The organism is Clostridium pasteurianum DSM 525 = ATCC 6013, from assembly GCF_000807255.1.
Taxonomy (GTDB): Bacteria; Bacillota; Clostridia; order Clostridiales; family Clostridiaceae; genus Clostridium_I; species Clostridium_I pasteurianum.
In genome coordinates, this window is record NZ_CP009268.1 from 2,504,396 (window position 1) to 2,517,840 (window position 13,445).

At 29.9% G+C, this 13,445-nt stretch carries 16 protein-coding genes; 1 reads left to right on the top strand and 15 read right to left on the bottom strand.

Going from position 1 to position 13,445, the window contains the following annotated elements; all coding sequences use genetic code 11:
* Nucleotides 1-3 precede the first annotated feature (3 nt).
* From yqeK to minC, 15 genes are all read right to left on the bottom strand, one after another.
* Nucleotides 4-573 carry a bis(5'-nucleosyl)-tetraphosphatase (symmetrical) YqeK gene (yqeK, locus tag CLPA_RS11335; protein WP_003441455.1) on the bottom strand — a complete coding sequence of 190 codons (570 nt, stop codon included), beginning with the start codon at nucleotides 571-573 and terminating at the stop codon, nucleotides 4-6.
* Nucleotides 563-1,183, bottom strand: a complete 621-nt coding sequence (gene nadD / locus CLPA_RS11340) for a nicotinate-nucleotide adenylyltransferase (RefSeq protein ID WP_003441452.1) — start codon at nucleotides 1,181-1,183, stop codon at nucleotides 563-565. The genes yqeK and nadD overlap by 11 nt, the downstream gene beginning before the upstream one ends.
* A gap of 249 nt (nucleotides 1,184-1,432) precedes the next feature.
* Nucleotides 1,433-1,726, bottom strand: a complete 294-nt coding sequence (gene yhbY / locus CLPA_RS11345; RefSeq protein WP_003441450.1) for a ribosome assembly RNA-binding protein YhbY — start codon at nucleotides 1,724-1,726, stop codon at nucleotides 1,433-1,435.
* A gap of 13 nt (nucleotides 1,727-1,739) precedes the next feature.
* Nucleotides 1,740-3,014, bottom strand: coding sequence for a GTPase ObgE (gene obgE, locus CLPA_RS11350; RefSeq protein ID WP_003441448.1), 1,275 nt, complete (start codon nucleotides 3,012-3,014; stop codon nucleotides 1,740-1,742).
* A 55-nt stretch (nucleotides 3,015-3,069) separates the two neighbouring features.
* Nucleotides 3,070-3,372 carry a 50S ribosomal protein L27 gene (gene rpmA, locus CLPA_RS11355; RefSeq protein WP_003441445.1) on the bottom strand — a complete coding sequence of 101 codons (303 nt, stop codon included), beginning with the start codon at nucleotides 3,370-3,372 and terminating at the stop codon, nucleotides 3,070-3,072.
* Nucleotide 3,373: 1 nt separating this feature from the next.
* Nucleotides 3,374-3,703, bottom strand: a complete 330-nt coding sequence (locus CLPA_RS11360; RefSeq protein WP_003441442.1) for a ribosomal-processing cysteine protease Prp — start codon at nucleotides 3,701-3,703, stop codon at nucleotides 3,374-3,376.
* Nucleotides 3,704-3,705: 2 nt separating this feature from the next.
* Nucleotides 3,706-4,017 carry a 50S ribosomal protein L21 gene (gene rplU / locus CLPA_RS11365; RefSeq protein ID WP_003441440.1) on the bottom strand — a complete coding sequence of 104 codons (312 nt, stop codon included), beginning with the start codon at nucleotides 4,015-4,017 and terminating at the stop codon, nucleotides 3,706-3,708.
* Nucleotides 4,018-4,136: 119 nt separating this feature from the next.
* Nucleotides 4,137-5,585 (bottom strand): Rne/Rng family ribonuclease, encoded by a 1,449-nt coding sequence (locus CLPA_RS11370; protein ID WP_003441438.1) that lies wholly within the window; start codon nucleotides 5,583-5,585, stop codon nucleotides 4,137-4,139.
* A 21-nt stretch (nucleotides 5,586-5,606) separates the two neighbouring features.
* A complete protein-coding gene (locus tag CLPA_RS11375; protein ID WP_003441437.1) occupies nucleotides 5,607-6,326 on the bottom strand; it encodes a TIGR03936 family radical SAM-associated protein in 720 nt (239 codons plus the stop codon).
* On the bottom strand, nucleotides 6,304-8,151 hold the full coding sequence (locus CLPA_RS11380; RefSeq protein ID WP_003441432.1) for a TIGR03960 family B12-binding radical SAM protein: 1,848 nt from the start codon (nucleotides 8,149-8,151) through the stop codon (nucleotides 6,304-6,306). Before CLPA_RS11380 ends, CLPA_RS11375 begins: the two co-directional genes overlap by 23 nt.
* Before the next feature lie 78 nt (nucleotides 8,152-8,229).
* Nucleotides 8,230-9,087 (bottom strand): M50 family metallopeptidase, encoded by an 858-nt coding sequence (locus CLPA_RS11385; protein ID WP_003441431.1) that lies wholly within the window; start codon nucleotides 9,085-9,087, stop codon nucleotides 8,230-8,232.
* Between the two features lie 89 nt (nucleotides 9,088-9,176).
* Nucleotides 9,177-9,989, bottom strand: a complete 813-nt coding sequence (locus CLPA_RS11390; RefSeq protein ID WP_003441429.1) for a M23 family metallopeptidase — start codon at nucleotides 9,987-9,989, stop codon at nucleotides 9,177-9,179.
* 107 nt (nucleotides 9,990-10,096) lie between these two features.
* On the bottom strand, nucleotides 10,097-10,366 hold the full coding sequence (gene minE, locus CLPA_RS11395; RefSeq protein ID WP_003441427.1) for a cell division topological specificity factor MinE: 270 nt from the start codon (nucleotides 10,364-10,366) through the stop codon (nucleotides 10,097-10,099).
* Nucleotides 10,367-10,380: 14 nt separating this feature from the next.
* Nucleotides 10,381-11,184, bottom strand: coding sequence for a septum site-determining protein MinD (gene minD, locus CLPA_RS11400; protein WP_003441425.1), 804 nt, complete (start codon nucleotides 11,182-11,184; stop codon nucleotides 10,381-10,383).
* 14 nt (nucleotides 11,185-11,198) lie between these two features.
* Nucleotides 11,199-11,831 carry a septum site-determining protein MinC gene (gene minC, locus CLPA_RS11405; protein WP_003441414.1) on the bottom strand — a complete coding sequence of 211 codons (633 nt, stop codon included), beginning with the start codon at nucleotides 11,829-11,831 and terminating at the stop codon, nucleotides 11,199-11,201.
* A gap of 457 nt (nucleotides 11,832-12,288) precedes the next feature.
* Between minC and CLPA_RS11410 the strand changes: the two genes are divergently transcribed.
* Nucleotides 12,289-13,176, top strand: a complete 888-nt coding sequence (locus CLPA_RS11410) for an ankyrin repeat domain-containing protein (protein WP_003441404.1) — start codon at nucleotides 12,289-12,291, stop codon at nucleotides 13,174-13,176.
* Nucleotides 13,177-13,445: the final 269 nt, after the last annotated feature.

A 13,445-nucleotide genomic window follows, 5' to 3' on the forward strand; every position in this document is an offset into this window, starting at 1 on the left:
CACCTACTTTTCATTACATATAATATAGTTTCTAGCTTCAACAGTATTCAGATGAATTAAATTTCCTCTTGAAATTACCAATTCTATAGTATTATTAAACGAAAGCAGCAATCCCTCATTTAAATCTTTATTTACTGTTTCTCTGAGAATATCAACTCCTTGAAAATCTCTCGAAGGTTCTATATAATCTGCTAAATAAATTACTTTTTCTAACAAGCTCATGTTTTTTCTACCTGTTGTATGGTATTCAATTGAATTTAATATATCCTCATCCTCCACTCCCATTAGTTTTTTAGCAATTACAGATGCAGCTGCTCCATGCATAATAGAAGGATTTTTACAGGCTATATAATCTAATTTGTATCCATTTTCAGAACAAATATCCAATATCTTATTCTCATCCATTTGTTTGGCACAATCATGTATTAAACCAGCAATTCTGGCTTTATGGACATCTGCCCCATATTTTTTTGCCAATATTTCTGCAGTATCCCTTACACCCAAGCTATGTTTTAATCTTCCCTTTGTTAAATTCTTTTTTAGATACTCTTCCATTTCAAATTCATTCCACATAATACTTCTCTCCCTGATAAAGTTTTAGTCTATTAATATCCTTCAAAACTGAATTGGGTACTAAATATGATATATTATTACTGCATCTAATTTTTTCTCTTATGTAAGATGCAGATATATCCATTAATGGTAAATTTAAAAGTATAATATCTGCGTTATATTTTTTCTGAATTTTTTCTTTTTGATATTCCAGCTCCACCTTTTTATACCCAGCCCTGCTAAATACTACAAAATGACAAAGTTCTAATATTCTCTTAATATTTTTCCAACTTTCCATTTCAACAAGACAATCAGCTCCGCTTATAAAATACCACTCAGTATTTGGTTCCTTTTTACTAAGGTATTCTAAAGTAATATAAGTAAAACTTAGATCTTTTTTATTGATTTCATAATCATCTATCTCAAAAATAGCTTCATCTTTTATTGCATTTTCAACCATTTTATACCTTATAGATGCATCTGTTACTAGCTTATCTTTTTTATGAGGAGGATTACCTGTGGGTATAAAAACTATTTTATCTAAATTCAATCTTTCTGCTGCTTCATAAGCAATATTTAAATGTCCATTGTGAAGAGGATCAAAAGTCCCTCCTAAAATGCCTTTTTTCATTTTAATACCTCTTTAATATATCATTAAAATAATGTTTAATTCTTCAATTGTTAAATATAACAAATACATTATATCATATTTATAATATAGATATATGTAATTTATTGTAATATTACATTTTCTTCTCATATAATTAATAATAAAAATAGAATTCCAAAAATTAAAGTATAATTACAAACTCTCAATTTCAGAATTCTATTATATATAATGCAAAAATATATATGCACTTATGTTATTTATTCAGTATGACTAAACAGGCAATTCTATTTTAGCATTATCTTTAGATCTTCTATATAATACAAATTTTCTTCCAATTGCCTGAACACCTTCACACTTTAATTTTTTGCAAAGTAAATCACTAGCCTCTCTAGCAGTATAGTCACTGGTTTCCAAGACCGTTATCTTTATGAGTTCCCTAGCAGTAAGTGCATCATTTATTTGTTTTATAAAAGTTTCTTCTATATCATTTTTACCTATTTGAAAAATAGGCTGAATTTTATTTGCCAGACCTCTCAAATAACTTCTCTGTTTGCTTGTTATCATTTTAAAATTCCTCCTACAATAAAAACTCAAATTCAAAGTCATTTAATCTTACTAATTCACCATCTTTTATTCCCATGCTGATTAATTCATCAATAATGCCTTTGTTTCTGAGAACCTTGTGAAAATACATAAGCGATTCAGGATCATTAATATTTACACTGTTAAACAGTCTATCCACAAAAGATCCCTCTATTACATAAGCATCTTCTTCCTTATGAATCTCATAAGTAAATCTCTTTTCCTCTGGGACAAATCTTTCTTCTTCACTAATTTCAAGTTCAGTAACAGGTATATTAGAGAGCTGTTTTGCAGTTTCTTTTAGCAATTCATCTACCCCTTGCCTTGTAGCTGCTGAAATTTTAAAAATATTTTTATATCCCATTTCTTCTAATCTCTTTTTAAAATTATTGAAATTTTCATCATCATAAGCTATATCACTTTTATTTGCAGCTATTATCTGAGGTCTATCCCAAAGCTTCACACTATACTTTTTTAACTCTTCATTAATTTTAATGAAATCTTCTATAGGATCTCTTCCTTCACTGCCAGAGATATCGACTACATGAATAAGGAGTCTGGTTCTTTCAATATGTCTTAAAAATTGCAATCCGAGCCCCACACCTTCTGCAGCTCCTTCAATAATACCTGGAATGTCTGCCATGACAAATCCTTGAATTCCAGGTAAACTAACTACACCAAGATTAGGCTTTATAGTTGTAAAGTGATAATTTGCAATTTTAGGCTTTGCCTTTGACACCATAGAAAGCAAAGTAGATTTACCTACGTTTGGGAATCCTATAAGCCCTACATCGGCTAAAAGTTTAAGTTCTAGAGTTATCCATCTTTCCTCTCCTGGCATACCAGGCTCTGCAAAGTTTGGTGCCTGTCTTGTAGGAGTACAGAATTTTGCATTTCCCTTTCCTCCCTTACCACCTCTAGCAGCAATAACTTTATCTCCTGCATGAGCTAAATCTCCAATAATTTTACCAGTTTCCACATCTTTAATTATTGTACCCATAGGAACTTTTATATAAAGATCCTTTCCATCTTTACCATAGCATTTTGATCCTGAACCAGGTACTCCAACTTCTGCCACATATTTTCTCTTATAGGTAAAATCTAAAAGAGTGGTCATATTCTGGTCTGCTATAAAGATTACATCTCCACCATTACCACCGTCGCCTCCATCTGGACCACCTAGTGGTACATATTTTTCTCTTCTAAAAGAAACGGAGCCATTACCTCCATTACCAGATTTTATAAATATTTTAGCTGTATCAATAAACATCATTTTCACCTTCCTTTTATGGAGTAAAAAAGCACCCCTATAAGGGTGCTTTAAATTATTCAGCTATGCTTTCTTCTACAACTACAGGATAAACACTTGCTTTTTTCTTGTCTCTGCCAACTCTTTCATATTTAACTACTCCGTCAACTTTAGCAAAAAGAGTATCATCAGATCCTTTACCTACATTAGTTCCAGGGTGAATCTTTGTTCCTCTCTGTCTAACCAATATATTTCCAGCAAGTACAAATTCTCCATCAGCACTTTTAACTCCAAGTCTTTTAGACTCACTATCTCTACCGTTTTTTGAACTACCTACTCCTTTTTTATGAGCAAATAGCTGTAGATTCATAACTAACATTCTACTGCACCTCCTCTATATCTACTCTTATATAGTCACCATAATTAATTTTCATATTCTGAATTCCATATAACATTGTTTTCAGCAATACTTGACATTTTTCTATATTGTCACAGTTTTGATTTTCTAAATTCAAGTTTAAAAAACCATCACAGATATTTATATCGGCATCTATTCCAATAACTTCTGTAATACCGTTAGCAAAGGTATAAGCTAAAGCAGATACGGCACTACAAACAATATCGTATCCTTCTTCAGCAAAACCTGCATGCCCCTTTATGTTAAAAGAAACAAGACAATTATGTTTTTTCATAAAAATAATATCAATCATGACTATGCTTCAATTTTTTCGATTAAAAGCTTAGTGTAAGGCTGTCTGTGGCCTTGTTTTCTTCTATAGTCCTTTTTACGCTTATATTTGAAAACTATAACCTTCTTAGCCTTTCCCTGTTCTGCTACTTTAGCAACAACCTTAGCGCCTTCAACTACAGGCTTACCTATAACTAATCCATCTTCTTTTCCAACCGCAAGAACACTTGTCAATTCTACATTAGAATCAACTTCAGCTTCAAGTTTTTCAACGAATATTACGTCTCCCTCTGAAACTTTATATTGTTTTCCTCCAGTAACTAATACTGCGTACATTAAAACACCTCCTCAAACCAGTCTCGCCAACTCAGGTACAGTAAACTGTTTATACAAAACCTTGTGTGCGCGGTCTACAAATGCCATTTTAACACAGATAATAATATTTGTAAATAAATTTATCCATATATTCTATATATATTTTTTTCTTCTATTTGACTTTGATAAATTAAAGGAAAAACTTTATATGTATCAAAAGACTTTATAAACTTTACATAAATATTTTTATCTTCACCTGCTATAGACTTTATGAACTTATCTGTATGATTTAATATAATATTTCTATATTCATCATTTACTTCAATATAAATATGTTTATTGAAATTTTCACTTTCACTATCTAATCTGAGTATATTGTTCCTTATTAAATTAGATAAATAGGATAATTTTAATACTTTTCCATTGCCGTTACAATTGCCGCATCTTTGTTCAATGTAGTCCAATATGGACTTTCCCCTTCTTCTTCTGGCTATTTGCACAATATTTAACTCTGTAAAAGGATAGACTATGGTTTTATTTTTATCCTCTTTAAAGCCATTTTCTAAGATATTTAAAATCTTATTTTTCACCTCATCATCCTCTAAATCTATGAAATCTATAACTATTATGCCACTCAAATTTCTAAGTCTAATTTGCAGAGGAATCTCCCTTGCTGCTTCTATATTTGTAATTTCTGCAGTATTTTTAATATTTCTCTGCCTGACATTCTTACCTGAATTTACATCAATAACATACATAGCTTCTGTCTTATCAATTACTATGGAACCACCACAGTGAAGTTCTACAGTATTATTTCTGAGCTCTAATATTTTCTTTTCAATACTGTAGTATTCCATAATTGGAATGGAAGAATTATGTCTTTCCAATTTTATTTTTATATCTTTTTTATTTTTTATATAATTTTCTATAAAATGAAAATCTTTTTCACTATTTACAATTACTTTTTCTGTATATTCATCTAACAGATCCCTTAAAACTTTGCCCAAAGCACCATCATCATTATATATGATCTCAGGTTTATTAGATAACTTTGACCTTCTCACAATATCCTGATAAATTTCATACAATCTTTTAATTTCATCATTTATTTCATCTATAGGTACTTTTTCCGCATTAGTCCTAAGCATCACGCCTGTATTATCAGGTTTTTGTATATTTTTTCTCAGGTAATTCTGGACTTCACTATCTACTATTTTTTTTGAAATAGAAATTTCATTATTTAAAGTTTCGATTACAGCATACCTTCCAGGCACAGTTATTTTATTAGTGAGTTTAGGACCTTTAGATCCCATACTTTCTTTAATGATTTCAACTAAAATTTCCTGACCTTTTTTTATATCTACATTATTAAATTTGGAATCCATATACATATAGCCATTTTTGCCACGACCAATATCTATAAAAGCACATTTTATAGCAGGTACAATATTTTTAACTATGCCCTTATAAATTTGACCTGGATATACCTCTGTACCTTCTTCCTCCATACGACATCCTATAAGTTTATCTTTTTCCGTTATAGCAATTCTCAGTAAGCTATCTTGCCTTTCAACGAATATATTTTTCAACTTCAGCACCTCTAATAATATTTATTGCTGAAAATACTGCCATAGTGGCACTAATTTCTTATTTTTAATTCCATACATTTCAGTTCTAACCATTTCCGTAAAAGCCTCTTCATCTACAGCTTTAGTATTTTTCTTTATATATTGTGCCAATAAATCTGCAGATAAATTCTCTCTGCTGCCACAGGAAATTTGTGCATTCATAATTAGGTAATTATCTTCTATAGTCAATTTTAAATCTTTAACCATAGGCTTAATATTAACCTCTTTTTCACCACTTTTAGTCTTTTTCACAATATTCCATTCTTTAGATTTAAGCATATTATCAAGCTCAGAACTAAGATTATCTGTATTTAAATATTTTATTTTTATTATATAACTTGCTCCATCTATAGCTGCCATAGCCTGAGGAACTTTTTTACCATTTTTATCATAGGGTTCTCTGATACCTACTACTTTTAATAATTTTATATTTTCTGTGGAACTTTCATTAAAGTTTTTTTCTATTTCCCTTTCTTCCACCTTTTCCTTAAATTCTATATCCATATAATCTCCTAATGAATACATACCTACAGACAAAGGCTGCGCAATGGACAACTTCATATGTGGATTAAATCCCCTTGAATAATCTACAGGAAGCGATGCTCTTTTAAAAGTTCTTTGAATAGTTCTCATAATATCCAGATGAGAAACAAATTTTATGTCTGATCCCTTAGTGAATTTAATTAGATATCGCACCTTCAAAACACTTCCCTTCTTTAAAGTTTACATTTATTCCACAATTCTTACATCCGCCTCTGCAATCAGGAGTAACTGATGCTATTTTTGCCTTTTCATTTTCTTTAATTAGAAATTCTTTATCTACACCTATATCTATAAAATCCCACGGTAAAACTTCATCATACTCTCTTTCCCTATAGGCATAAAAATCTCCATCTACATTACACTCTTTTAGTGCTTCCATCCAAAGTTCATAATCAAAGTATTGATCCCAGCCATCAAACTTTGCTCCTTTTTCAAAAGCTCTTACAAGCACATCACACATTCTCCTGTCTCCTCTGGCAAAGACTGCCTCTAAATAGCTTACAGGAGTTTCGTGCCAATTATAAGTTACTCTTCTCTCCATAACCTTTTGTAATTCACCTATTTTTTCTCTTACAGAGTCCATCTTATCCATTGGTGCCCATTGAAAAGGAGTGAAGGGTTTAGGTACAAATATAGAGGTGCTTGCGGTAACCTTTAATCCCTTTTTTCTCTCTCCCTTTGGAACTTTATAATACTCTTCTACAACTTTTTTAGATAAATAGGCTATTCCCTTAACATCCTCTATAGTCTCAAAAGGAAGACCTATCATAAAATAAAGTTTAATAGTGGACCATCCAGCTTTAAAAGCACTTCCCACAGAATTAATTAGATCCTCTTCTGTTACTCCTTTATTTATTACATCTCTCATTCTCTGAGATCCCGCTTCTGGAGCAAAAGTAAGTCCTGTTTTTCTTACCTTTTGAATCTCTTTTATCAAATCTACTGAAAAAGAATCTATTCTAAGAGATGGAAGTGATATTCCAACCTTTTCATTTCTGTACTTTTCTATCATAGAATTAATTAAACTCTGTATGTCAGAATAATCACAAATACTTAAGGAGGTTAGAGAAATTTCATCATACCCTGTATTTTCAATTAATTTTTCTGATATATCCAATAATTTTTCTGATTTTTTCTCCCTTACAGGTCTATAGATCATTCCTGCCTGGCAAAATCTACATCCTCTAGTACATCCTCTAAAAGTTTCAAGCATAATTCTATCATGTACAATTTCATTGTAAGGAACAATAAGTTTATCTGGATATTCTACTTCATTTAAATTACTAATTATTCTCTTTTTTATCTTATTAGGCAGATCTTTATATTTGGGTCTCAATTCCTCTAGGGTTCCATCCTCATTATAATAAGCTTCATAGAGACTTGGCACATAAGTTCCTTCTATCTTAGCAGCTTCTCTTAAAAATTCCCTTTTACTCTTACCTTTATATTTTTTATATAAATCCAGTAATTCATTTAGATGTTCTTCTCCCTCTCCAATAGAAAATATATCAGCTATGTCATATAGTGGTTCAGGATTATAAGCACAGGGACCTCCGCATATTACTATAGGGTCTTCTTCCTTTCTCTTTGAGGCTCTTACTTCTATACCAGCCATATCCAGCATATTTAAAATATTTGTATAACTCATTTCATATTGGAGTGTAAATCCAATAAAATCAAATTCTCTTAAAGAATCCTTTGTTTCAAGAGTATACAATGGTATATTATCTTTCCTCATTAACTTTTCCATATCCGGCCAAGGAGCAAAACTTCTCTCGCAATAGGTATCTTCCCTTTTATTTAAAACATGATAAAGTATTTTCATACCTAGATGAGACATACCAACTTCATATACATCTGGAAAACAAAAGGCAAATCTTATATCTACCTTATTTTTATCTTTAACACAGGAATTGAATTCTCCACCAGTATATCTGGCAGGTTTCTCAACTCTATGTAAAATATCATCAGTTATTTTTTTCAATTACATTTCCTCCTTAGCTGCTGCATTACAATTCATTGATATTCTAACATATAAAATGTATTATCAAAAGTGTATAATTTACAATTCATTTTTTTCTCGTATATCTACAAGTTCTTCAAGAGTTATGTTACCATAACTTTTCAAGGCCTCCAAAATTTCCTCTTCATAAATTATATCTATAACCCTAAGCTCATCATCAAGAACTGTAAATATATTATATTTATTTTTCTCTACAAGACTAAGGGCCTTCAACAAATCATTTTTACTGTATATAGAAAAACTTTTATTTTCTATATATCCTCTTTTAATAAATTTAAACTTTTTCTTTATAATATCACTCATAATTATATATGCTATCCTTTCCTTTTCCCTAAAAGAATATATTATTATATAAAGTGCTATAATCCCAAAGGACAAGTTCATCTGACCTTTAAAAAAGCAATATATATAATATAACATAAATGCACTTCCAATACATATGCTAACTATAATAATAATAAAATTTGCAAGTCTGTATCTTATCTTTCTAGCCATTAAATTTCTAAATATTCTACCACCATCTAAAGGCAATGCCGGCACTAGATTAAATACGCCAAGAGCAGCATTAGTTAAAAATAGAGAATTTATAATTGTATTATGAAAATATAAGTACACTATATAAAAAATTACTGCCAGTACTAAATTGAATATTGGTCCTGACAGTGAAATTATTAGATCCTCTTTAAAAGATGCTTCTTCAAAATCATTAACCGTTAGTACAGCACCAAAAGGCAAAATTTCAACATTACCGCTTTTAAATCCAAAATATCTAGCTACAAAATAATGGGTAAATTCATGAAAAATAACCATTATAAAAGCTGTAATTAGATTTCCATTAAAGCCTATAAAAATAAGTAGTATTATATACGGTATAAAAAATTTATTTATTTTAATCAAAGGATCACTCCAAGTTCATTGCTTACAAATACAAAAATAAATAGTCAATACTAAAATACTGACTATTCATTTTCAAAGTCCCTAAAATATTAAATGTTTAAGTATTCTTGGGGATTAAGTTCTTCACCCATATATGTCAATTCAAAATATAGTGATGAATTCTTTCTGTCTTCTGTACTACCAGCTCTTCCAATAATTTGTCCCTTAATAACTTTATCACCCTTTTTAACTTTAAGTGAATCCATATGAGCATATTTTGTCTCAATACCACTTCCATGATCTATAACTAAATATTTTCCAAGAGATTTATCTTCTCCAATTTCTTTTATAAATCCATCATAGGAAGCTTTTACATCTGAATTCAAGGTGGAATATATATTTATACCCTTACGAAATTTTACCAAATTTTTATTATTGTCTTTTATACTGCCATAGCTTTGTATCAACTTACCGCTTACAGGTAATATAAAATTATGACTTATATTTTCCCTTGTAGTTTTACCTCCTGTAAATTTTGTCTTAAGAATATCAATCCAATTAATCACTTTACTCTGAATATCTGTTATGTTACCACTTTTAACCGAAGCTATTAAACTATTTACATTGATTTCCTTTAAATATATCATTGCAGATTTATAATCAAAATTTTGATTTACAATGCTTTTAGAATAAGTATATACTGCCTTTGTCTGTGGATTAACATAAATTTTACAGGTAAATGCAACGAGAAAGAGAACTAAAGTACCAATAAGCTGTATTTCAAAAGTCCTTAAAAGTTTCTTTTTAGTAAAAAAAGGTTGTTGAAAACTAGATTGTCCATTGTATGATAATCTATTCTGACCATAGTTTTTCTTTGATAAAGTATTGTAGTAATTTCCATACTGACTATTGAAGCTACCCATTATTTCCTCCCCATATATAATTCATACAATATCATATATATTTATTTAATAAATTTTTATGACAAAAAAACTGCCCTAATTATCTTAGAACAGTTTTTTTAATAATTTTATTTTTTAGCTTTCATTTTTCTTATAGGTATATTTGCTACAAGTGCAGGAGAATTTCCGTCTTGTTCTTTGACTTTTGTAAGTTTTACTTCCACATCAGAATTATCAATCTCCACATATCTTGCTATTACATTCATTATCTCACCCTTTATAAGTTCAAGAAGTTCTGGAGATAAATCAGCTCTATCATGAATTAAAATCAATTTTAATCTTTCTTTGGCCACATCCTTTGAAGAAGGTCTGTTTGAAAATAATCTGAATAAATCCATACCTTATCTCCTAACTATCTAAATTTAAATATTTTTTTTATAGCAGCTACAAAACCTTTTGATGTTTCCTGATCCTCTAAGGGAATAAAAGGAACTTCTTCCCCGATTATTCTCCTTGCAATATCAGAAAATGCATGTCCTGCTTTTGAATTGTTATTTAATACTATGGGCTCTCCTCTATTAGTTGAAATTGTTATATCCCTATCATTAGGTACAACCCCAATGAGCTTTATTGCAAGATTGTCTATTATATCATTAATGCCAAGCATGTCCCCTTGCTTTACCATATCTGCATCTATCCTGTTAATTATAAGCTTATGATCGTCCAGTCCTCTAGCATCCAGTTTTCCAATTACCCTATCAGCATCTCTCACTGATGTGACTTCTGGATTTACCACAACAATGGCCCTATCAGCACCTATTACAGCATTTTCAAATCCCTGTTCAATACCTGCAGGGCAGTCAATCAATATATAATCATATTCACTTTTAAGTTCATTAATTAAATTGAGCATCTGTTCCGCGTTTACATCATTTTTATCCCTAGTCTGAGCTGTAGGCAGCAGGAACAAATTTTCATATCTCTTATCTCTTATGAGTGCCTGCTTTAACCTGCAATTTTCCTCAACTACATCAAGAAGTGTAAAGACAATTCTATTTTCAAGGCCCATTAACACATCCAAGTTTCTAAGTCCTGTATCTCCATCCACCATAACTACTTTTTTACCCATAGCTGCAAGTGCCGTACCAATATTTGCCGTAGTAGTAGTTTTACCAACTCCACCTTTTCCAGATGTTATTACAATAGCTTCTCCCATTTAATTTACCTCCATTATATGAATTTATTAGGTGAATAAGGTTCTACAATTATAGTTTTTCCTTTTATTTTTGCTACCTCCGGGTAATCAGGCTTCTCATCATTTTCTGGAGCTCTTGTCATTATATTAGCTATTTGCAAAACCTTAGGTTCCAGTCTAAAAGCAGCTATAATTGACTGCTCATTACCGTTTACACCAGCATGTACATCCCCCTTAAGAGTTCCAAGGACAATGATATTGCCAGCCGCAAAAATTTCAGAACCTGGATTTACATCTCCTATTATAACAATATTTCCAGAATAACTTATTACCTGACCACTTCTTACAGTTTTTCTTAAAAATTTAGTTCTTCCTTCATAAATCCCTGTAAAAATTCTACTTTCATTTTCTTCAATGTCCTGAAATATACAATCTTTTATAAGAAATTCTTCAAAAAGAATATCCTTTAATTTTCTAAGCTCTCTTTCACTTATAAATTTAAGCTGCGTAGTGATTTTTAATGTACAACCCTTATAAAATCTTTTACCTCTCAAAAGCTTTTGTTCTAATTTTTCCAGCATTTCACCGAAATCTTTAAAGGCATTCATATCAATTAGCACATTTAGTCCATCTTTATTTCCTTTTAGTACAATCTTTTCTTCACCCATAAATATTAAACCTCCAAAGGTTTTTAAGCTTCTTTTATACATTTCAACATAATTTATTAAAAATCCTTCTTTTATAATTGATTTTTTAAAATAATTACAGGAAATATTTATTTTAAAATCATGTTTTTATTATAAAAATTAACTTTTGTTACTAAGTTAATTTCTACCTTAAAATTCTTATCATAATTTAGTATACATTATGTTTTTAGAAAATTTTCTTGAATATAGAAATTATACTTAAATATATGATATTATTTTAATATATCTTTATGTAATAATTAAAAATAATAATGTAATATCTATTACCTTATTTCAAAAATACAAAAAACTAAAAAATCTTCCCTATGAACTGAACAATAAGCTTATTTAAATGTTGGTGGGAAGTTAGAAATCTATATATAATCAAAAATAAATACTTAACATTAATTTTAGTTAACCAAAATTGGAGGTAATTTAAATGGCAGCCACAGGTTTTGTTCTTATTATGATTATTATGTTTTTTGCCAGTTTCATCCTAACAGTGCCATCAATAATAGGACTTATAGGATGCAAAGCATACAAGAAAAAGAAAGGTAAAAAAGCAAATTTAATAATTCGTATACTATTAATTATCATACTACTAGCTGGTTCAATAATGTTTGTTATTCCCACAGCTTTTGGTGGTATGCTTGTATACGACAACCATCGCCAAACACAATATGAGTTAACACTAGAAGCAGCTGCCGATAGAGGAGATTTATCAAGAGTAGAACAGCTTTTAGATAGTGGAACTAATCCAGACCAAAATACTGGGAATAATTATACAGCATTAACACATGCGTGTACGGGAGTAGACAAATATGATATCGCAAAGCTTCTTATAGAACATAAGGCTACAGTGGACATTGAATTTAAAGGATATAGTGATGGAAAAGAAAAAGGATATACACCTCTCATGTATGCTGTACCTGAGAAACAAAATTATAATATTGTGAAATTGCTTATAGAAAACAAGGCTAATGTAAACCATAAAGCATCTTCAGATGGATACACTCCTCTCATTACAGCAGTTAATTATGAAAACTATACAGTTTTAGACCTCCTAATTAAAAATGGTGCAGATGTTAATGCTACTGACAATAAAGGTAAAACAGTTTTAGAATATGCATGTGCTAAAAAATCTAACTATGGAACCTATACAATTATAAAGAGTTTATTGGAACATGGGGCACTAGTAAACACTAAAACAACCAGTTTAGAAAAGCTTCTTATATTAGTAAAAGAACAAAATGTAAATAATATTGACGCTAATAAAGAGTACTATAACAAGATTATAAGTATTTTAAATCAATATGCCACCAAATAAAATATATCAATAGATTTACATATTTGATGATAATACAAAGTTATAACTTAACAAAAACGTAAAATTGGTAAGAATAGTTAGAAACTATACACAAGAATATAATAATAGAATTATTTAACAAAGAAAAAACGTATAAATAACTTAAAAGAGATGCTATTTTTAAAGAGGATAATAAAATATTTAAAAAAGCATTGTTCATATTCACAAAGTCAAAATGAAAGATATTACACAGCTAACAAAACAGTTAGCTATGTAATAGTTTTTCTTAC

What these genes read in the sequence shown, in the direction of transcription:
- obgE (WP_003441448.1), bottom strand. Translation starts at nt 3,014, where the DNA reads ATGTTTATTGATACAGCTAAAATATTTATAAAATCTGGTAATGGAGGT.
- yqeK (WP_003441455.1), bottom strand. Translation starts at nt 573, where the DNA reads ATGTGGAATGAATTTGAAATGGAAGAGTATCTAAAAAAGAATTTAACA.
- CLPA_RS11390 (WP_003441429.1), bottom strand. Translation starts at nt 9,989, where the DNA reads ATGGGTAGCTTCAATAGTCAGTATGGAAATTACTACAATACTTTATCA.
- CLPA_RS11410 (WP_003441404.1), top strand. Translation starts at nt 12,289, where the DNA reads ATGGCAGCCACAGGTTTTGTTCTTATTATGATTATTATGTTTTTTGCC.
- minE (WP_003441427.1), bottom strand. Translation starts at nt 10,366, where the DNA reads ATGGATTTATTCAGATTATTTTCAAACAGACCTTCTTCAAAGGATGTG.
- CLPA_RS11360 (WP_003441442.1), bottom strand. Translation starts at nt 3,703, where the DNA reads ATGATTGATATTATTTTTATGAAAAAACATAATTGTCTTGTTTCTTTT.
- rpmA (WP_003441445.1), bottom strand. Translation starts at nt 3,372, where the DNA reads ATGTTAGTTATGAATCTACAGCTATTTGCTCATAAAAAAGGAGTAGGT.
- minD (WP_003441425.1), bottom strand. Translation starts at nt 11,184, where the DNA reads ATGGGAGAAGCTATTGTAATAACATCTGGAAAAGGTGGAGTTGGTAAA.
- minC (WP_003441414.1), bottom strand. Translation starts at nt 11,831, where the DNA reads ATGGGTGAAGAAAAGATTGTACTAAAAGGAAATAAAGATGGACTAAAT.
- nadD (WP_003441452.1), bottom strand. Translation starts at nt 1,183, where the DNA reads ATGAAAAAAGGCATTTTAGGAGGGACTTTTGATCCTCTTCACAATGGA.
- yhbY (WP_003441450.1), bottom strand. Translation starts at nt 1,726, where the DNA reads ATGATAACAAGCAAACAGAGAAGTTATTTGAGAGGTCTGGCAAATAAA.
- rplU (WP_003441440.1), bottom strand. Translation starts at nt 4,017, where the DNA reads ATGTACGCAGTATTAGTTACTGGAGGAAAACAATATAAAGTTTCAGAG.